A 19,451-nucleotide genomic window follows, 5' to 3' on the forward strand; every position below is an offset into this window, starting at 1 on the left:
GGTGTTCTCCTTCTCTTGTCGGGGTCACAGGCCGAGGCGCTCGGCCAGGGTTGCCAGCTCGGCGCGCCAGGCGGCCTGCAGGCGCGGGGTCTGATGGCGGGGTTTGCGGGCCAGATCGGCCGCCAGCAGGGCGTCGAGCTCGAGCCAGCGCGCCAACTGGCTCTCCTCATCCTCCGGCGTCACGGCGGCGCAGACCGCCCGCTCGCTGGCGGTTGGCAAGGGGGCCTCTTCCTGCAACAGGGCGTAGGCGCGTTCGGCGCTGTGAGCCTCCTCGATGCGCCCGGCCCGGATCACCCAGAAGCGCTGGCAACTGCGCTCGATGAGATCCCGGTCGTGAGAGACCAACAGCACGCCGCCCGGGAAGGCGAGCAGGGCCTCGGCAAGCTCCTCCTTGCCCGCCAGATCCAGGTGGTTGGTCGGCTCGTCGAGCCAGAGCAGGTGGTGGCTGCCCAGCGACAGGGCCAGAAACAGCAGCCTGGCCCGCTCGCCGCCGCTCAGGCTGGCCACCGCCTGACCGTGGCGCCGATAGGGGAAGCCGGCACGGATCAGCGCCTGACGCCGCGTCGTCTCGGGCAGTGGCGCCAGTGGTTCGATGGCGTCGAGGAGGGGCAGGGCGTCGTCCAGCTGGCGCAGGGATTGATCGTAATAGGCAATGCTGGCGGCCGGGTGGCACTGCCAGCCCTCTGCCGCCCGGTCGGCACGCACCTCGGCCCAGCACTGGCGCAGCAGGGAGGACTTGCCTGCCCCGTTGGCACCGAGCAGGGCCACCTTGTCGCCGGCGCGCAGGGAGAGTCCCTCGGCCCGCAGCAGGGGGGCGGCCTCGGGGGCGGGGCGCACGCTCAGGGCCTCGAAGCGCAGCAGGCTGTCGGCGGGCAAGGCCTGGCCGTGCAGCGTCAGGCGCCAGGGCGCCGCCGTCGGCAAGGGGGTCTGCGCCTCCTGCAGTTTTGCGATGCGCTTTTCCATCGATTTGGCTTGGCGAACCAGCTTCTCGTTGTCGTGCTCGCGTCCCCACTGGGCGAGGCGCTTGCTGCTGGCGGTCAGCCGTCCAATCTCCTTTTGCTCGTCACCGTGGCGCTGGATGGCGCTTGCCTCCTCCTCGGCCAGGGCCCGACGCGCCTGGCTACAGGGGAGGGCGAAGCGGTGCAGGCGCCCCCCTTGCAGCACCAGGGTCTGTTGGGTGACCCGATCGAGCAGGCGGGCGTCGTGGGAGACCAGCACCAGGGCGCCGGACCAGCCGAGCAGCAGGCGCTCGAGCCAGAGCAGGCTGGGTAAATCCAGGTGGTTGCTCGGCTCGTCGAGCAGCAACAGGTTGGGTTGGCGCAGCAGGGCGCGGCCCAGCTGCAGCCGCGTGTGTTGGCCGCCGCTCAGGGTACTTACCCTGTGCTCGGCCTGATCCATCAGCCCCAACTCGGCGAGCTGGCCGTCTACTTGCCAGGGCGTGTCGGGCACCACCTGGGTCAGTACCTCGCGCACCGTCAGGGCATGCAGCTGTGCAGGGAGCTGCTGGGCCACATATTCGCAGCGGCAGTGCTGGGCCCGCTGCACTCGGCCGCCGTCGGGCGTGCGCTCACCGGCCAGCAGCGCCAGCAGGGTGCTCTTGCCGCAGCCGTTGGCACCGATAAGGCCGAGGCGATCTCCCTGGCTCAGGGTCAGGTTCAGGCGTTCAAACAGGGGAAGGGGGCCTGCATGCATGTGCAGGTCTTGGGTACTCATCAGGGTTGTCATGCTCTTGCTCTCTTAATCGTCGGGATCGGAGATCCCTGTCATCAGGAGCGCTGGCGACAACGGCAGAGTCGAGAAAGGTCTCGTTGTGGTGGGCGTTGGCTTTGCTCGAACCCGCTATCGCAGCGCGATGGTATGCAGGCAAGAGCAGGCGTAGGTGCCGAAAAGGCGAGCCGAGAACATCGGGCACGCTGGGATAACCATTTTTTACCTCCTTACATGGGTGATGGCACGGTAGGGGCAGTATACGGGGGGCGCAGTGTGGAATCCATGGGCCAAAAAGGAGCCCTCGGGCTCCTTGTCAGTGCGGGTATGGCATCACAGTGGCGGCGCGGCCAGCGCCTTGAGCACATCTTCATCCGGGGTCAGACCGTCCACGTGGTTGAAGCTCTCAATGCCCTCGTCGCTCACGGTGAAGGCATCGGCCGAGAGGTAGCCGCCGCTGCCGGCGCTCTGGGCGATCACAATGAGCTCGGGGGCCTTGTCGCCGTTGAGATCGGCCAGCTTCACCGCCTTGATGGTGCCGTCACGTGGGAGTACCACTCCGGCGATAAACTCATCCAGAGGGAATCGGGGCTGGCGACCCGTGTAGAGCCGAACATCATAACTGCCGATGGAGGCGGCCTCGCCGGGTCCGCTGGAAACGGTGACCACCTGGCCGGCTGGCAGCGTGAGTTGTTCGAAGAAGGGGGTGGCCTGGGCGCTGCTGGCCAGTACCAGCAGCGCGGGGAGTAGATAGTTCATGGTGCGATCCCGGTTTAAGGGGGGGCGGCGCTGCCGCCCCCGATGATCACCAGATTTTGACTCGTTTTTCCGGTGACAGATAGAGCTTGTCGCCCGGCTGGACGTTGAACGCCTCGTAGAAGGCGGGGATGTTGGGTAACACGCCGTTGACCCGGTACTCGGGCGGGGAGTGTGGATCGGAGCGCAGCAACATCTGCATCAACTCGGGACGGTACTTGCCCTTCCACACCTGGGCCCAGCCGAGGAAGAAGCGCTGATCGCCTGTGTAACCGTCGATGACGGGAGCCTCTTCGCCATCGAGAGAGAGCTGGTAGGCCTTGTGGGCTATGGTGAGCCCCCCCAGATCGCCGATGTTCTCGCCCAAGGTGAAGGCGCCGTTGACGTTCTGTCCCTTGATGGGCTCGAAGCGGTTGTACTGGGCCACCAGACGGCTGGTGCGGAAGCGGAACTCCTTGAGATCCTGCTCGCTCCACCAGTTGGTGAGCACCCCGTCACCGTCCGATTTTGCCCCCTGATCATCAAAACCATGGCCCATCTCGTGGCCGATGACCCCGCCGATGGCGCCGTAGTTGACGGCATCGTCCGCCTGCATGTCGAAGAAGGGGGGCTGCAAGATGGCCGCCGGGAAGACGATCTCGTTATTGCTCGGGTTGTAATAGGCGTTCACGGTCTGCGGCGTCATGTGCCACTCGTCCCGATCGACCGGCTTGCCGAGGCGGGCGAGGTTATCGGCATATTCGAACTCGCTGGCGCGCAGCAGGTTACCCACCAGATCGTCGGCGCGCAGTGTGATGGCGCTGTAGTCTTTCCACTTGTCCGGGTAGCCGATCTTGGGTCTGAACTTGGCCAGCTTTTCCAGGGCCTTGGCCTTGGTGGCTTCGCTCATCCAGTCCAACTCGCGGATGCTCTCGCCATAGGCGGTGCGCAGGTTTTCGACCAGCTGCTCCATGCGTGCCTTGGCGGCGGGCGGGAAGTAGCGGGCCACGTAGCGCTCACCCACCGCCTCGCCCAGATGCTCGTCGAGCAGGCCGAGGGCGCGCTCCCAGTCCGGACGCTGCTGCGGTGTGCCGCTCAGGGTGGTGCCGAAGAAGGCGAAGTTGAGGCTATCGGTCTCTTTATCCAGATACGGGGCCCAGTCGCTGATGAGGTGCCAGCGCAGGTAGGCGCGCCAGTCGGCGAGTGGTGTCTCCTGCATCAGGGCATCAACTCCGGCCAGGTAGTCGGGCTGACCGACGATGAGGCGCGGTTGCTTGGCAAGCCCGGTGTCGTCGAGCCAGCGGCCCCAGTCGAAGCGGCTGGCCAGCTGTCTGAGTTCGGCCTGGCTCTTGGGGTTGTAGCCCTTCTCCCGATCGCGCAGGGTGACATTGTCCCACTGCAGCCTGGCGAGCTTGGTTTCCAGCGCCAGGATGCGCGCCGCCTGGGCTCCCGCCTCTGCCTTGGGGGTGCCACTGCGGGCCAGCATGGCGGCGATATGAGCCTGGTACTTCTGCTGGAGCGCGCGCGCCTCGGCGTCGTCCTTGAGGTAGTAGTCCCGATCCGGCAGGCCGAGGCCGCTCTGATAGAGGGTCACGCTGTAGCTGTCGGGATCTTTCTCGTCGGCTCCGATCCAGAAGGCGAAGGGGGCGCCGCCGCCGATGCGGGCGCTGCGGGCGAAGGCGTGGGCCAGATCGCTGTGACTCTTGACCTTGTCGATCTCGGCGAGCAGCGGCGCCAGCGGGGTCATGCCCAGCGCATCGCGTTGGCTACGATCCATGAAGCTCTGATAGAGGGCGGCGATCTGCTGATCGTTGCCCTGGCTGGCATTGGCCTTGACCGCCTCATCGACCAGCACCTTGACGTCGGCCAGGGAGCGATCGCGCAGGGCGTAGAAGGCGCCGTCGGCGGGGCGGTCGGCCGGGATCTGGGCCGTGCCGAGCCAGTGGCCGTTGGCATAACGGAAGAAGTCATCGCCGGGTTTGACGCCGAGATCCATGTTGGCATCTTGCAGCCCGCTGTGGCGAGGTGGGGCGCTCTGGCAGCCGGCCAACAGGGCCAGGGCAACCAGAGATGCGCTTAAAGTCAGCTTGTGGGTCATTATTGTTGGTCTCTTTGCTATCCAATAGGGTTCAGCCTGTCCATGCTGCCGGGCCGGCATGAGGCCCCACTCTATCAGTGGCCGATCCTGCGACTCAAGTGGTGGTATTATGCGCCGGTCTATTTTGGGGATGCCTTATGACCACCACCAGCGACGACCCTCTGCATCAGGCCTTGTGTCAGGCGCTCGGCGCCTATCCCGATGCCCCTCTGCGCCTGGCCCTGAGCGGGGGACTCGACTCCGCCTTGCTGCTGACCCTGTTGGCGGCCGAGCCCGAGTGGCGCCGCCGACTGGTGGCTGTTCACGTTCATCATGGTCTGAGCCCTCATGCCGATGGCTGGGTAGCCTTCTGCCAGGCTCGTTGTGACGCACTGGGGGTGCCATTGGTGACCGAGCGGGTTCGGCTGGTGCCGGGCAATGGCGAGAGCCTGGAGGCCCAGGCGCGCGAGGCTCGCTATGAGGTGCTGAAAACTCATCTGCCCGCCGGGGGGGTGCTGCTGACGGCGCACCACGGTGACGATCAGCTCGAGACCCTGCTGCTGGCCCTCAAGCGGGGCAGTGGTGTGCGAGGGTTGGGGGCGATGCGCGCCGGCCAGCCGTTCGGAAACGGCGCTCATCTGCGCCCCTGGCTTCCCTTCTCTCGCCAGCAGCTGGTGGCGGCGGCGCAGCGGGCGGGGATAGCCTGGGTCGACGACGAGAGCAACGGCGATGATCGCTTCGATCGCAACTTCTTGCGCCTGCATCTCATCCCCCTGCTGCGTGAGCGCTGGCCCGCCATCTTGCAGACCGCAGGGCGCAGTGCCGAGCTGTGTGCCGAGAGCTCGGTGCTGCTCGACGAGGTGGCGGCCGAGGATCTGCAGCGCACCTTGTGCCAGGAAGGGGTAGTGATTGCCACCCTGGCCGAGCTCTCCCCCGCCCGTCGCCATAACCTGCTGCGTTACTGGCTGCGCCAGTGCGGGGCCGTCGTTCCTTCCCGCGAGCAGCTGCAGCGGATCTGGCACGAGGTAGCCTGTGCCCGTGAGGATGCCAATCCCGCCCTCCATTGGGAGGGGTGGAGTTGTCGCCGCCACGCCGGTGTATTGCATCTGCTGCGGCGCAGCGCGGGGGAGGTGCAGAGGATAAGTTGGCAGGAGGCGCTGACGCCTGGTCAGCCCTTGACGCTGCCAGAGGGGCTCGGTCGCCTGCTGGTGCAGGCAAGTCAGGGAGGGCCACTGCGTTTGCCGTGGGAGGGGGAGTCGCTGTCGGTACGCTTCGACGTGCCGCCCGGATGCCAGCTGCACCCGGTGGGGCGCAGCGGGGGGCGACGGCTCAAGAAGCTGTGGCAGGAGTTCGGCATCCCCTCCTGGCAGAGGGGACGCATTCCCATCCTCTATTACGGTGAGACGCCGGCGGCCGTGCTCGGACTCTTCATCTGCCGGGAGTTTGCCTGCGAGGCCGATACGGGCCTCGCCTGGCAGTGGCCGCTCGACTAGCCGCGCTGCGCCTTACGCAGATAGAGGTCTGCATCGGCCAGTTCATAGAGCTGGGGAACGCTCATGCCAGGTCGCCAGCTGGCCCCCCCCATGCTGCATCCGACCGAGAAGGTGGAGAGCTCCTTGTGAATGGCCAGCTGCTCGTTGAGCCGGAGCCAGACCGGCTGCCAGGCGGTGGGCTCGGCCGGCTGCAGGATCAAGGCAAACTCGTCGCCACCGAGGCGGAAGGCCTGATCCGTGGTGCGGATCACCCCTTGCAGCAGGTGGGCGAAGCGGGTCAGCACCAGATCGCCGACCGGATGCCCCCAGGTGTCATTGATTTGCTTGAAGCGATCCAGATCGATCAGCGCCAGCACCAGCCCGCGTGAGTCACGGCTGTGCTGTTCCACAGCTCGGCCGATGGCCTCGTCAAAGTAGGCGCGGTTGCCGAGCGCGGTGAGGTGATCGAGGCGTACCTGTTGTTGCAGCAACTCCAGGCGCAGCATCAGGCGCAGGGGCTGCACCAGCACCAGGTGGTACTGCTCGAGCATCCTGAGCTGGCCGTGACTCGGCGCCTGATCCAGGCCGTAGTTGATGAGGCCGATCAGGTGGTTGTCGCTACCTCGCAACTCAAAGCTGTGATGCAGCACAGCCCCTTCACTGTTGATGATGTGGCGAGGTTGGCCGCAATCGATAAACAGGGAGCGGATCCGGACAATCTTTGCCGCCTCGCTGGCAAAGGTTGCCAGCAAGTCGCTCAGGCTCTGCTGGGCGAGCAGTGACTCGATCAGCGAGATCCGTTCCGAACTCGAAAGATAGACCAGGCGCTCGCTGTGCCTGACCCAATGGTCTAGCCCCTGGCTTAACATACCGGCCGTCGTTGTGTTGTCCACAGCCTACTCCTTACAACCCGGGGAGTGACAGTTTCCCCGCTTCACCCTGCAGTTCTGCAAACAACATGCCGAAAAGATGATCACTGCCTCCCTAATTGGCTGACTAAACTTAAGTCAATCAAACAGGAGGAAAAATTGTACCGGGAACTGTTGCTGCTACTGCTCGTCGCCGTCCTTCTGGTGGCACTTTTCCGACGTCTCGGGCTGCCGGCGATCCTCGCCTACCTGCTGGTGGGGGTGCTGCTGGGGCCCTATGGCAGCGGTGCGGTCAGCAATCAGGAGGTGATGCACACCCTGGGGGATCTGGGGGTGGTGTTTCTGATGTTCTCTCTCGGCCTTGAGTTCTCCCTGCCCCGGCTCATCGCCATGCGTCGCCTGGTACTCGGGGTCGGCCTGTTGCAGGTGCTGCTCACAACCCTGCTCTGTGTGGCCGTTCTGCGGGCCTGGGAGTTCTCTTTTTCCCAGGCCCTGGTGGTGGGGGGGACCCTCGCCATGTCCTCGACGGCCGTGGTCATCAAGCAGCTGGGGGAGGAGAACCTGCTCCACACCCGTCGCGCCCAGCTGGGGGTGAGTGTCCTGCTGTTTCAGGATCTGGCGGTGGTCCCCCTGCTGGTGATGATCCCCATCCTCGCCGAGCCCGAGGTGGGGGAGGCGGCCCTGTTGCAGTTGGTGCTTATCGCCTCCGGTAAGGGGATGCTGGCATTGGTGGGGCTGCTGGCCGTGGGTAAGTGGTTGCTCCCGAGGCTTTTCTTCGAAGTGGCCCGGGTCCGCTCCGATGAGCTCTTCGTGATGACGACCCTGTTGGTGGCGCTGCTGGCCGCCCTGCTCACCAACTGGCTAGGCCTCTCCATGGCGTTGGGGGCCTTCCTGGCCGGCATGATGCTGGGGGAGTCCCACTACCGGCACCAGCTCGAGGTTGATATTCGGCCCTTTCGCGACATGCTGATGGGACTCTTCTTCGTCACCGTGGGGATGAGTATGGAGTGGCAGCGGGTGGCGCTGCACTGGGCCTGGGTGATGGGGGCCGTGGTCGGGCTCATGCTCTGCAAGGCGGTGCTGGTGATGCTGGCCGGACGCCTGATGGGGGAGCGCAAGCGCGACAGCCTGGCGGCCGGCATCATGTTGAGTCAGATGGGGGAGTTCGGCTTCGTGCTGCTGGCGCTGGCGGCGCAGCATGGCCTGCTGGGCCGCGATCAAACGTCCCTGCTGATCGGGGTCGGCGTGCTCTCCATCGCCATGACGCCCTGGCTTATCAACCGCTCACAGGCCTGGGCCGCCTCATTGACCCGTTCACGGCTGCTCTCCCAGTCCGAGGTAGCCCAGAGTGGTCTTGGCAAGTGCGATCATGTGATCATCGCCGGCTTCGGTCGAGTCGGTCAGACCTGCGCCCGCTTCTTAAGGCTCGAGGAGATACCCTTTCTGGCACTGGATCTCGATCCGGAGCGGGTCAGCGAGGCCAGGCTGGCGGGGGAGCAGGTGGCCTTTGGCGATGCCGGGCGGCGAGAGATCCTGTTGGCGGCCGGCTTGTCACGGGCGCGGCTGCTCATCATCACCTTCGACGACCGACGCCGCATCGAGGCGATGCTGGCCCTGGTCAAGGAGCTGGCTCCCAGCGTCAAGACCCTGGTCCGGACACGGGATGATACTCATCTGGAGGCCTATCTGGCGGCAGGTGCCAAAGAAATAGTGCCGGAGACGCAAGAGGGGGCGCTGATGTTGGTCTCCCATGTGCTGGTCAACTGCGATGTGCCCATCGGGCGCATCATTCGCCGTATGGAGCAGGAGCGGCGGACCCACTACCGATTCTTGCACGGCTTCTACTGGGGGGATCAGAGTGGCGCCGGGATCGAGCGGGAGCTGGTGCTTGAGCGGTTGCACCCCGTATTGCTGGAGGGGCAGGCCTGGGCCATCGGGCGCCGCATCGAGGAGTTGGGGCTGGCGGTGCATATCAAGGAGGTGCTGCGCGAGCAGGAGAGCCTGGAGCCCCTGTCGACCCTGCGGCTGCTGGCGGGCGACACCATCATTTTGTTTGGCAACAGCGCCGACATCGAGCAGGGGGCCCAGCGGCTGCTGGAGGGTGGTTAGGCCGGCTGCTCTTCCCGATAGGGGGGGGCCAGGCCGAGAAAGGCGCAGACGCGCTGCTGGGCGGCCAGAGTATCTTCATAGCCGAGCCGGATCAGGCGTTGGCAGTAACCGGGATGGAACATGAGAAAGCTGGCCAGGGTGCTCGGCTCGTCACCCTTGACGCCGAGGATCCGCAGCAAGCGGCGTATATGGACCGGCAGTTTGGCGAGATAGGGCAGCGCCAGCTCGTCGAGATCCTGGCTTGGTTTGATAAGGCAGGTCTCGACCGACTTGAGCCTGAGTCGCTCACGTTCGCTGCGCGGCAACATGGCGAGGGTCTTGTTGATGCGCCACAACCGCTCGAGATCCGAGTTGAGAGTATCGGTGAAGACGGTATTGAGCAGGTGGCTGGCGATTTCCGAGCTGGTCAGGCTATGGCTGTGGGGCCGCTCCTTATGCGGAGCATCTAGGGAGATCACCAGTATGTGTTCGGCCCCGAGGTGGATGGCCGGGCTTAAGGGACTGAGCTGATGAATGGATCCATCCCCATAATAGTGGCCATCGATCATCAGGGGAGGGAAGACGAAGGGGAGTGCCGCCGAGGCCAGCAGATGGTCTGAATTGATGACGGTACTGATGCCGCGACGCCGGGCCCGCTCCCAGGGGTGATGATCGGGGCGCCCCTGGAAGAAGGTAGTCGACTGGCCGCCGTAATAGTCTGACGCCGTGATGGCCAGTGCCTCCAGGGTGCCGTAGAGGAGGTTGTCGTCGATCCGCTCATAGTCGATGAGTTGATCCAGCAGGCGGCGCAGAGGGTCGTGAGAGAAGAGGTTGAAGGCTGGGTTGGGGGTGGGGCGAATCAGCCCCGCCGATCCCTCAAACAGGAGACGGCGCAGCACCTGGCCCGGAAAGAAGGTGAAGATGTGGCGGGTCTCGAAGCGGCGCCAGACCCACTCCAGCTTGCGTGCCCCGAGTTGGAAACAGGAGGCATAGCAGGCAAGGGCGGTGACATTGATGGCGCCGGCCGAGGTGCCGCAGAGGATGGGAAAAGGGATCCCTATGTTGCGCGGGTAAAGCTCGGCGATGGCCTTGATGGCCCCCACTTGATAGGCGGCGCGAGCGCCACCCCCGGTCAACAGCAGTGCGGTGTTGGGCCTCGACATACGGCGCGTTCCTACGACTTTTTTCTAACTATAAGTCGCTGTCATCCAAGCACGTTTTTTTTTCGTGGCGGTGCTGTCTTGGCTGGCAGAATCGTCGTGGTCGACTACAGGTCGAGCTGCTGCAGGGCGATCACCGCCTGGGTGCGATTCTTCACCCCCAGTTTGCGAAAGATGGCGGTGATGTGGGCCTTGATGGTGGCCTCGGAGACGCTGAGCTCCCAGGCGATCTGCTTGTTGAGGCTGCCGTCGCGCAGCATCAGCAGCACCTTGTATTGCTGGGGGGTCAGGCTCGAGAGGCGCTCGGCCAGGCCAAATCCGTCTTGCTGCAATGAGATCCCCTCCGGCAGCCAGGTATCGCCGCCGAGGACGGTGGAGAGCGCGTCGACCAGCGTCTTCATGGGTGAGGATTTGGGGATAAAGCCGAGGGCTCCCATGGCCATCACCTGACCTATGATGGCGGGCTCTTCGGCGGCAGATACGACCACCACGGGCAGGTCCGGATATTGACCGCGCAGGTGGGCAAGTCCCTCCAGGCCGTTGGCCCCGGGCATCTTCAGATCGAGCAACAGGAGATCCACGTCGTCATGCTCTCTTAGCAGGGTGAGCAGCGAATCGATGGAGTCGGCCTCCAGCAGGTGTGCCTGATTCATGGCCAGGTGTACCGCTTGGTAGAGGGCGCCGCGAAAGAGCGGGTGGTCATCGGCGATGACGATGGTGAGTGAGCTGTCCATAGCCTTGTTAACAGATTGTTTTGTCAGGAAGCTAACACCCTGAGGCTGGGTGGTCAAATGAGGGGAGGGACAAATGTGAGGCGCGTAGAAAAGCGAAACCCCGGCGCTTGGCCGGGGTCTCTGAATAGTGGTGGAGGGAGAAGGATTCGAACCTTCGAAGGCAGAGCCGTCAGATTTACAGTCTGATCCCTTTGGCCGCTCGGGAACCCCTCCACAGATTGTATTCAGGAAAGTGGTGGAGGGAGAAGGATTCGAACCTTCGAAGGCAGAGCCGTCAGATTTACAGTCTGATCCCTTTGGCCGCTCGGGAACCCCTCCACGGGGTACTTCCTGATTTTTGCACTTGGTAGATGGTGGAGGGAGAAGGATTCGAACCTTCGAAGGCAGAGCCGTCAGATTTACAGTCTGATCCCTTTGGCCGCTCGGGAACCCCTCCCCAAGTGCGAGGCGAATACTACCAGAAACTTTTCGCTTGTGAACCCCGAAAAACAAAAAGATTGGTAAAAAAGCCTGCTTCACCCCATTTTTTGGTTTGTTTGCTTATTTTTCGCCCTTTTGTGAGCGTTTCATGACCCGGAATCGCCTTGTTGCGCCATCATCAGGATCGGATCCATGCGCCGTGCCTGCCAGTAGTGCCGCTTCCAGTAGACGTTGTCGAGGCGCGAGCGGATCACTCCCTTGCTGGTGGAGGCGTGGATAAATTCACCGCCACCGGTATAGACACCCACATGGTACTGACTCCAGCCGGTCTTGAAGAAGACCAGATCGCCATGGCGTAGATTCGAGCGAGAGACCGGAACGCCGAGCTCGGCCTGGGATTCGGTGGTGCGGGGGAGAGGCAGGCCGAGCACCTGACGGTAGGCAAGCTGCGTAAACGCAGAGCAGTCGAGGCCAGTGCGCGAGCTGCCGCCCATGCGGTAGGGGACGCCACGCCACTCCTGATAGAAGCCTTCAAAGGCAGAGTGTGTTGACACAGGAGGCGGCGGGGGCGGCGTGGACGAGCAAGCGGCCAGCAGCATCAGGGTTGAGAGAAGAAGGTATCGCATCGGCGTCTCCGCAAGATCCTTATCCCGTCGAGTGTAAGGCAGGGCGGTATTCAAAGAAAACCCGATGCGGCAGGACGATTCAGTCGTGCAACAGAATTGCCCCTTCCTGATGCCATCCGTGGGGCAGGGTGGTGGGCAGCTCTCCCAGTGCGAGCAGGGGGGAGGCGGGTTTAAGCAGGCGGGAGAGGGCCTTCAGATCGGCCTGCCAGTGATGCCGATCGCCGACTCGGCACACCCCGTCGAAGGGAACGACCGAGCTCATACGATGCAAGGGGACGGCCCGTACCGGCACGCCGCCCCGGGCGGATGCCGCCATGGCGGCCGGGATGTCATCGCAGCAGGCACTGACCACCATACCGGCCTCGCGCAGGGCGCTGCAAAGGTGGCCATCATCGCCGCTGATCAACACATGGGCTCCCGGGGTGAGCCGGGTGAGCAGGGGGGCCAGCTCAATCTGGTCCTGATGGGTCATGGGATTAGCCCTCCCGTCGTAAGATGGGCAACAACAACAGCGGCAACATGGGTGGCACCAGCCTCGTTACTGAGAGTGTAACGGGTACCGCCTCGCCCTGTGGGCCATGGAGGCCGTAAAGATCAAGGGGTTAGCACCATGACGATGCTAACCCCTTGATATAAATGGCGCTCCCGACAGGAGTCGAACCTGTGGCCTGTCCCTTAGGAGGGGACCGCTCTATCCTACTGAGCTACGGGAGCTGCGCGTGGGCGGCATTATACAGCAAGATGATCGTAATTAAAGCCTTGATTTCTATTCCAATATGGCGAAGTCACCGATCTGGATATTAAATGGCTCGTAGCGGCTCTGGGTACGCAAGATGGCGCCATCATCGAATACCTGAACCACCTCAAAGAGGCCGGTGGCCGGGTTACGCAGGGCCCGGGCATCGCCATACGCATCTACAAAGTCGGCCCTGTGCTGGATGCGGAACTGGTCCCCTAGCTTGACCCCGTTGCGCCGCCCCAGATTGATGTGAGGACCCCGTTCGTTCTGGGCGATGATCCGGGCCATCACGGGGGCACAGGTGAGCTCGCCCGCCACATCCTGGGCGGCCCGCTCAAGCAGGTGGTCGACCTCCTGGCCATAGCTCGAGCTCCAGAAACGGCTGTCAGTGGTCCCCACCTGCTCGCGCTTGTCAAAGGTCCACAGGGCGGCCCCCTCATAGGACTTGCGGCTGAGCATGGCGCCGTTGATGCCGTCAAAGAGATAGAGCTGGAGGCGGAAGTGGCGCAGGGGATCTTCATACCAGGAGGTGAGGGCGTTACCCTGGCTCTCGACCGAGACGTCGTCGATGCTGCCCAGCAGCAGATACTGACTGTCGGTACGCTGGCTCAGCGCCTTGATCTCTTCCATATAGCTGCGATCCCCCTGCTGTAGATAGAGGGGATCGATGCGCAGGTTTTCATCGAGCCAGCGCCGTGCCACCAGTGCCTTGTCGTTGTCGGCGATCTTCTCGAACAGACGGCGTGACACCGAAGGGGGCAGATCGTTGAGGGCGCCATAGCTGGCCTGATCGGGGTTACGCAGGCGCAGACGCACCAGCGTCAGATCCTTGGCGTAGCGCTGGGAGGGGCAGAGCTGACGCTCGGCACGAATATCGGCCCGCAGCGTGATGAACATGCGATTGTTGCGTACCTCTTCACGCAACAGCTGATATTGGCGGATCTCGCCCCCGGAGCGAACCTGAAAGCGATCCTGCCTTATGCTGCCATTTTCCAGCCGCTGCAGACTGGAGACAGAGGCGCCGCTGTCGAGCAAGGCCTGGCGCAGGGCATCCCGGGTGGCCTGCTCGCGGGCATAGGCTTCATCGCCACCCGTGATGGCGGCACTCCCCCTGGCCTGGATCCAGGCGGCCTGGGCAGGGAGGGCGAGCAGCAGGGCGAGCAACAGGGGGCATTTCATGGCAATAACCTTTGCTTGGGAATGGGGACTTCGGCGCCGTCAATCCGACGGAGGCGAAGCGAGCTATCCCTCTGCTTAGCAAGAATCATGCAAAAATCCCACTCTCTTTGCCAATCATGAAATGAACTCAAGGGTTGGCGCCGTGCGCCGATAACCGGGCATGACCTCTTTCAGGATGATGTTCATGAAGCGTGTGATGATGACGGCCCTGCTCTGCATGAGCCTGCTCGGCTGCTCGGCAGATCCTATCGATCGGGCGGTGGGCGATCCCCGCCAGGCGGCGCCGGGTATGGAGCTCAACTGGCTGACGGCGCGCATGGCCGATCAGATGATGGAAAAACGCTCTCCCTCGACCCTGACCGAGCCCATTGCCGTGGCCTCCTTCGTCGATCTCGACACGTTGCAGGACACCAACTGGATGGGGCAGCAGTTGCAAGAGAGCTTTATTCATGAGCTCAACCGGCGTGGCGAGGTGGTGGTGGACTTCAAGCTGACCGGTGCCATCAAGGTTACCCCCCAGGGGGACTTCGTCCTCAGTCGCAACTACAAAGATCTGGCGAGTCGCCTGCCCATCTCCCGCATTCTGGTAGGGACCTTCAGCCGTAACAAGCAAGGGGTACTGGTCAATGCCCGCATCATCGACATGCGGACCAAGATGGTCGAAACCACGGCGCAGAACCTGATCCCTCAAGCCTACCTGAATGGTGCCGGCAACTCCTTCGGCCGGGCCTCTCCAAACCGGGGTTATGTCTATCGCAGCAATATCGTCGGCCCGAGTGGGCGGTTGGTCAATCCTGTCTATTGAGGAGATGGTCATGAGAATGTTTTGGATCCTGTTGGGGGCCCTCCTGCTGACCGGTTGCAGCGGCAACCGGGTGGTGGATTATTCCAATCAGAAGCCGGACGATTTTCCGGTGATCCGGGCCGTCGGTTATGCGGTGATCAGCATTCAGCCCGGGCCGAGCCAGGATGAGAAGATGCTGCAGGCGATCCGCGCCTCCAAGATGGATGCCTATCGGGAGTTGGCCGAGTCGCTCAATGGTCAGCAGGTGGTGGGGCGCTCCAGCTATAAGGATCTCACCCAGGCCTCTAACTCCCTCGATGTCTCGGTGGAGGGGATCGTGCGCGGTGCCAGGGTGGTACGCAGCTACCCCAACGGCAACACCTATGCCACCGAGATGGAGCTCGATACCCGAGATCTCTACAACATCAATCAGCTGGCCTATGGCTACTGAGGGAGACGGATAAAGAAAGAGGCGGGGTGACCCGCCTCTTTCTATTTTGTTTACTGCCCCAGCAGCACGGGGGGCACATCGGTCGGTTTGACGTCTTCACTCGGGTAGCAGCCGAGCACCTTGATGTGGCGGGTGATCTTGGTCAGCTCGACCAGGGCGGCCTGCATCTGGGGGGTTTGCAGATTGGCCGAGACATCCAGATAGAACATCTCCTCCCAAGGATTACCCTGCACCGGGCGGGACTCGAGCTTGGTCATGTTGATCTGATGGCTGCGCAGTACCAGTAGCGCCTCGACCAGGGAGCCCGCCTGTTGGGAGGTGGACATGATGAGGGTGGTCTTGGCCGGGATCTGGGGGGCTACCTCGATGGGCTTGCGGGCAACCACGATGAAGCGGCTGTAGTTCTCTTTCTGGTTCGCCATGTTGGTGGCGACCACTGACAGGCCGTAGAGCTCGCCGCCGGCGGCACTGCCGATGGCCGCCGCTTCGGGGCTCGCCAGCTCACGCACCTTCATCATGGCGCTGGAGGAGGAGTCGCAGATCTCGTGGCGCACCCCCTCCAGCTTGCCCAGATAATGGGAGCACTGCTGGAATACCTGGGGATGGGCGTAGAGGGTCTTGATCCGCACCAGCTCGGTCGGCACCGCGGTGAGGATGCAGTGCTCTATGGGGTAAGTGAGCTCGCCGACGATGGAGAGGTTGGTGTGCTGCATCACGTCGTAGACCTCGTTGATGGAGCCCGAACTGGTGTTCTCGATGGGCAGCACTCCGTAGGCGGCCTGCCCCGATTCCACCGCATCGATCACCTCGCGAAAGTTGTGACAGTTGACCTCGATGACCTGATCCTTGTAACGGGCGAGATAGCGGCGAGCGGCCAGACTGGAGTAGGAACCGCGCGGGCCCAGATAGGCGACGCTGGTCATGGGCTCTTGCTGGCTCGGGTTGAGCAGCCCTTGCAGGTAGGCCTGCTGGGAGAGCACCGAGTCTTCGATGATGGTGTGGTAAATGCGGGTCACGTACTGGGCATCGAGGCCGAGCGGGCGCCCCTTCTGGATCAGATTGACCAGCAGATCTTGTTCGCGCTGGTGGTCCCGAATGGGGCGTGGGTTGGCCTGCTTGGCCTTGGCCACCTCTATGCTGAGGCTCTTGCGCCGCGCCAGCAGGGCCAGCAGCTCTGTGTCGAGTTGGGTGATCTCTTCTCTGATGTGCTCGAGCAATGCCATTGATTGTTCCCTGTAATGTGCCGCCATGGGCTTATAAAAAACAGAGCCTCCGCGGGGGAGGCTCGATTCGTCTTTGGTCTCGTTAGCAACGACGCGCAGCCACCCTCAGTCAGGCTGAGTAAAAAAGAAGAAACCAAAGAGGAATAGGGTCTGCATGGGGAGGTCTCCCTGTCGTCAATGTCCTAACCATTAAGGGATTTGCCGGTTGCTTGCAAGTAAAAAATGGCGTGTTCGGCTCAGGGGGGCAGCCGTTTTGCCGATAGTGACACTGGCTCTTGGGGCCCATGCGCGGCATCATGGTTGACTGGCGTGACGGTAGGGAGAGGTATCATGGCGTTGATTTTCGATCTGGGGCGGGTGATCGTCAGTTGGGAGCCCGAGCGCATAGTGAGTAGGGTGCGAGGTCCGGAAGGCGCCGCCGAGCTGGCCCGCGTGCTGTTCGATCATCCCGACTGGCTGGAGGTGGACCGGGGGACCCTCTCCCTGCACACCATGGCCCGCCGCGCCGAGGCACGAACCGGCCTCTCCATGGCCGAGAATCTGGCCATACTGGAGGCCGTGCCCCCCTCCCTGGTGCCCGATCCCGCCATGCTCTCCCTGCTGGCCGAGCTGCATGCCCGGGGTCATGCCCTCTATGCCCTCTCCAACATGGGGCACGCCAGCATCGACTATCTCGAGCAGCACTGCGACTTCTGGCGTTTCTTCAAGGCTAAGGTGGTCTCGGCCCGGGTGCGTATGATGAAGCCCGAGCCTGACATCTATCGCTATCTGCTGGTGGCTCACGACCTGAAGGCTCAAGATTGCCTCTTTATCGATGACAGTGCCGCCAATATCGAGGCGGCGGCCCGAGTGGGGATCCACGGGGTCCTCTTCACTGGGCCGACCCAGTGCCGCAGCGAGCTGCAGGCGCTCGGCCAGCTGTAAGGGAGCCCTCATGTCCGACAATATCGTCTCTCTGAGCCCCGTGCGCGATCAGCTGTTTCTGGCCCGGGAGCAGCGACTGATGGCGCAGCTTGCGGCCCATCCTCGCCTCATCGTCTCCTTCTCGGGCAGGATGGAGTCCTGTTATGCCATGGAGCTGTGCCGCGCAGCCGGTGTGTCGGTGCGGGCCTTCACGGTGGACAGCCCCAATCGCAGCCGGCGCGATATCGTCAGGGCCCGGCGCTACTGCGAGCACTATGGTATCGATCAGGTGCTCCTCAAGAGCGACGAGATGATCTTCTTCGACCATGATGGTCTCGCGACCCAGGCACCGGATCCCATTCGCTGGTTGAGTCGGTTTCGTGACGCCCACCCGGGGCTGGCGACCATCCCGCTGCTGGTGGCCGCCTCGGTGGAAGATGCCGAGGCCTACCGCGCCCATTTCGGCTCGCCGCCGAACAATACGCTCTGGACCTTCGCCGATGAGGGGATGACCACGCGCGATTTTCGTTACGGGTTTCACCAGCGCCAACTGGCCGTCTGGGGGAGCAACGAAACCGGCTGCCTGAGTCTGCGTTTCTCCAGCGAAGAGGACATGGATGGCGATCGGCTGCGTATGGTCGACATGGCGGAGCAGATCCTGGCCGACATGGGGTTACCGGCGGCGCGGGTCTTCTTTCATTACCTCTCGGATGGGGAGACCATGCTCGGCCGGGTGCGCGTGGATGAGCGGGAGCTGGCGGTCGCCTTCGATCGGCGAGAGGAGATCCTCGGCGCCCTGCAGGCGTGCGGGTTCGATCTGGTGACTCTCGATCTGCATCGGATGGGGGCGGGTCTTCCTCTCGAGCAGGTGCAGCCATAGGCAGTGTGATCCCGGTCGTGGGCAGAGGGACGCGGCGCGATTATACTTGCCACCCTTTGCCCATGATGGAATCACCCGATGAATCGTCTTCTCCCCGCCCTGCTGCTGGCCCCGACGCTCTGCCTGGCCGCCCCCCTGACTCAGGTCACCCTGCCCGATGGCACCCAGATCCAGCTCAATGACGATCACACCTGGGAGTACCTGGTGGTCAAACCGGCCGAGCCGGTTGTCGCGACAGGCGCGTCCGCATCCGCTGTGCCGGCCGCCGCTGTGCTGACCGAGCAGGCCAAGGCTCGCCCCGAGCTGTTGAGCCAGGTGACTCGGGATGGCATCGGCATCGCCCTGAGCGGCATCGAGGGCGATGAGACCCTCACCCTCCACTTTGAGGCGCACAATCAGGGGAGTCGCAACGCCATCCTGGTTACCGGCTGGGTGACGCTGTTCGATCAGGAGGGTCGCCAGCTGGTGCGCGAGCCGGCCCGCTTCTGGGTCGCCGAGACCCGCATGCCCGATACCTACCTGCGTAAGGGGGAGACCCGTGCCGCCCGTGAGATAGAGCTGCCCCGTCCGGCTGGCCTGAGCGGTAAGCCCCTGGTGCGTGTCGAACTCGACGAGGTAGTCTTCCGCTGAGACACGGCTGCTTACCGGCGGTAAACATTGCTTACAACTGCAATGCTTCGGTAACAGCTTGCGGTTCGGTCGAGTCGCCGGGGAGAGGCACAATGGTTTCCGTTCCAATCCATCCTTGAAACGGAGTTTGATACCATGAAGAAGATCACCCTCTCCCTGCTGGCTCTCTCTGCCCTGACAGCCCACAGTGCCTTCGCGGCCGATGCGTTCAGCTATGCCAAGGGCGCGGCCACCTGGGCACACACCAAGTCCGACTATCTCAAGGACTTGAATTCCCCCCGTGACAGCGAGTCGACCCGCGATTTTGGCGGCCTGACCCTGGATCTCTCCAAGTCCTTCGCCGGTAACTTCTATGGCCGTCTCGGCAGCGAGTACACCTCTCGCCAGAACGGTAACGATGGCATGGGCATCTACAACGCCGGTGTTGGTCTGTTTACTCCCCTCAGCACCGGGCTGAATCTCTACGGAGAGATGGGTGCCATGGGTTACACCCTGGAGCGCGAGCTGGCCCATGACGTGAAAGGGTGGGATGCGGTCAGTCGCAAGAGTGGCGGCAGCCTGTACGGTGAAGTGGGTCTGCGTTACGACGTGGGCAATGTGGAGCTCTCAACCGCCTACCGCTACGCCAACATGACCAAGGACATGCACGACTTCAAGGTCGGCGCCGCCTACAAGCTGAGCCCGGCCTGGGCCCTGACCGCCGACTACACCTACCGTAACTGGGATCTGCAGAAGGGCTCCATCTCCAGCCTGGGCGTAAAATACAGTTTCTGA

Annotated in this window: 18 protein-coding genes and 4 tRNA genes; 8 read left to right on the plus strand and 14 right to left on the minus strand. The window is 63.2% G+C overall.

The annotated features are described in order from the left end of the window. Positions 1-24 precede the first annotated feature (24 nt). From BN1121_RS10040 to BN1121_RS10050, 3 genes are all read right to left on the minus strand, one after another. Positions 25-1,725, minus strand: a complete 1,701-nt coding sequence (locus BN1121_RS10040) for an ABC-F family ATP-binding cassette domain-containing protein (RefSeq protein ID WP_005349217.1) — start codon at positions 1,723-1,725, stop codon at positions 25-27. A 315-nt stretch (positions 1,726-2,040) separates the two neighbouring features. After that, complete coding sequence (locus BN1121_RS10045) at positions 2,041-2,466, minus strand: PliI family lysozyme inhibitor of I-type lysozyme (RefSeq protein ID WP_005349218.1); 426 nt, start codon at positions 2,464-2,466, stop codon at positions 2,041-2,043. Between the two features lie 46 nt (positions 2,467-2,512). Continuing rightward, positions 2,513-4,540 (minus strand): M13 family metallopeptidase, encoded by a 2,028-nt coding sequence (locus tag BN1121_RS10050; RefSeq protein ID WP_005349220.1) that lies wholly within the window; start codon positions 4,538-4,540, stop codon positions 2,513-2,515. A gap of 137 nt (positions 4,541-4,677) precedes the next feature. On the opposite strand from BN1121_RS10050, the gene tilS reads away from it, so the two are divergent. Then, positions 4,678-6,012 carry a tRNA lysidine(34) synthetase TilS gene (gene tilS, locus BN1121_RS10055; RefSeq protein ID WP_005349222.1) on the plus strand — a complete coding sequence of 445 codons (1,335 nt, stop codon included), beginning with the start codon at positions 4,678-4,680 and terminating at the stop codon, positions 6,010-6,012. On the opposite strand, the gene BN1121_RS10060 is transcribed toward tilS, so the two are convergent. Beyond that, a complete protein-coding gene (locus BN1121_RS10060; RefSeq protein WP_043597755.1) occupies positions 6,009-6,860 on the minus strand; it encodes a GGDEF domain-containing protein in 852 nt (283 codons plus the stop codon). The two genes, tilS and BN1121_RS10060, sit on opposite strands and share 4 nt — an antisense overlap. A 159-nt stretch (positions 6,861-7,019) precedes the next feature. On the opposite strand from BN1121_RS10060, the gene BN1121_RS10065 reads away from it, so the two are divergent. Then, complete coding sequence (locus tag BN1121_RS10065; protein WP_005349227.1) at positions 7,020-8,969, plus strand: monovalent cation:proton antiporter family protein; 1,950 nt, start codon at positions 7,020-7,022, stop codon at positions 8,967-8,969. Here BN1121_RS10065 and BN1121_RS10070 read toward each other — a convergent pair. The 9 genes from BN1121_RS10070 to BN1121_RS10110 form a co-directional block, all read right to left on the minus strand. Then, complete coding sequence (locus BN1121_RS10070; RefSeq protein WP_005349230.1) at positions 8,966-10,111, minus strand: patatin-like phospholipase family protein; 1,146 nt, start codon at positions 10,109-10,111, stop codon at positions 8,966-8,968. The genes BN1121_RS10065 and BN1121_RS10070 overlap by 4 nt on opposite strands. Before the next feature lie 104 nt (positions 10,112-10,215). Beyond that, the gene (locus BN1121_RS10075) at positions 10,216-10,842 is read right to left on the minus strand and encodes a response regulator transcription factor (protein WP_005349233.1); all 627 of its coding nucleotides are present in this window, start codon (positions 10,840-10,842) and stop codon (positions 10,216-10,218) included. A gap of 128 nt (positions 10,843-10,970) precedes the next feature. Continuing rightward, positions 10,971-11,055, minus strand: a tRNA-Tyr gene (locus tag BN1121_RS10080). A 20-nt stretch (positions 11,056-11,075) separates the two neighbouring features. Then, positions 11,076-11,160: transfer RNA gene (locus BN1121_RS10085), tRNA-Tyr, on the minus strand. 33 nt (positions 11,161-11,193) lie between these two features. Continuing rightward, a tRNA-Tyr gene (locus BN1121_RS10090) sits at positions 11,194-11,278 on the minus strand. A gap of 130 nt (positions 11,279-11,408) precedes the next feature. Then, a complete protein-coding gene (locus BN1121_RS10095; RefSeq protein WP_043597758.1) occupies positions 11,409-11,888 on the minus strand; it encodes a C40 family peptidase in 480 nt (159 codons plus the stop codon). Positions 11,889-11,967: 79 nt separating this feature from the next. Continuing rightward, positions 11,968-12,360: a hypothetical protein gene (locus BN1121_RS19020; protein ID WP_052450252.1), complete on the minus strand. Its 393-nt coding sequence runs from the start codon at positions 12,358-12,360 to the stop codon at positions 11,968-11,970. A 165-nt stretch (positions 12,361-12,525) separates the two neighbouring features. Then, a tRNA-Arg gene (locus tag BN1121_RS10105) sits at positions 12,526-12,602 on the minus strand. 52 nt (positions 12,603-12,654) lie between these two features. Next, a complete protein-coding gene (locus BN1121_RS10110; RefSeq protein WP_005355596.1) occupies positions 12,655-13,806 on the minus strand; it encodes a flagella assembly protein FlgT in 1,152 nt (383 codons plus the stop codon). Positions 13,807-13,990: 184 nt separating this feature from the next. Between BN1121_RS10110 and BN1121_RS10115 the strand changes: the two genes are divergently transcribed. Next, on the plus strand, positions 13,991-14,611 hold the full coding sequence (locus BN1121_RS10115; protein WP_005355594.1) for a FlgO family outer membrane protein: 621 nt from the start codon (positions 13,991-13,993) through the stop codon (positions 14,609-14,611). Between the two features lie 10 nt (positions 14,612-14,621). Beyond that, positions 14,622-15,041: an LPP20 family lipoprotein gene (locus tag BN1121_RS10120; RefSeq protein WP_043157728.1), complete on the plus strand. Its 420-nt coding sequence runs from the start codon at positions 14,622-14,624 to the stop codon at positions 15,039-15,041. Positions 15,042-15,091: 50 nt separating this feature from the next. Here BN1121_RS10120 and pheA read toward each other — a convergent pair whose 3' ends face one another. Then, positions 15,092-16,264: a prephenate dehydratase gene (gene pheA, locus BN1121_RS10125; RefSeq protein ID WP_005355589.1), complete on the minus strand. Its 1,173-nt coding sequence runs from the start codon at positions 16,262-16,264 to the stop codon at positions 15,092-15,094. A gap of 330 nt (positions 16,265-16,594) precedes the next feature. On the opposite strand from pheA, the gene BN1121_RS10130 reads away from it, so the two are divergent. The 4 genes from BN1121_RS10130 to BN1121_RS10145 all read left to right on the plus strand — a co-directional run bounded on the left by BN1121_RS10130 (position 16,595) and on the right by BN1121_RS10145 (position 19,451). After that, positions 16,595-17,188, plus strand: coding sequence for an HAD family hydrolase (locus BN1121_RS10130; protein WP_005355587.1), 594 nt, complete (start codon positions 16,595-16,597; stop codon positions 17,186-17,188). 10 nt (positions 17,189-17,198) lie between these two features. Beyond that, positions 17,199-18,047 carry an adenine nucleotide alpha-hydrolase family protein gene (locus BN1121_RS10135; protein ID WP_005355584.1) on the plus strand — a complete coding sequence of 283 codons (849 nt, stop codon included), beginning with the start codon at positions 17,199-17,201 and terminating at the stop codon, positions 18,045-18,047. Between the two features lie 78 nt (positions 18,048-18,125). Next, the gene (locus BN1121_RS10140; RefSeq protein WP_005355581.1) at positions 18,126-18,677 is read left to right on the plus strand and encodes a DUF3157 family protein; all 552 of its coding nucleotides are present in this window, start codon (positions 18,126-18,128) and stop codon (positions 18,675-18,677) included. A gap of 135 nt (positions 18,678-18,812) precedes the next feature. Then, complete coding sequence (locus tag BN1121_RS10145) at positions 18,813-19,451, plus strand: outer membrane beta-barrel protein (protein ID WP_005355579.1); 639 nt, start codon at positions 18,813-18,815, stop codon at positions 19,449-19,451.

The organism is Aeromonas diversa CDC 2478-85, from assembly GCF_000819805.1.
In the GTDB taxonomy this organism is placed as follows: domain Bacteria; phylum Pseudomonadota; class Gammaproteobacteria; order Enterobacterales; family Aeromonadaceae; genus Aeromonas; species Aeromonas diversa.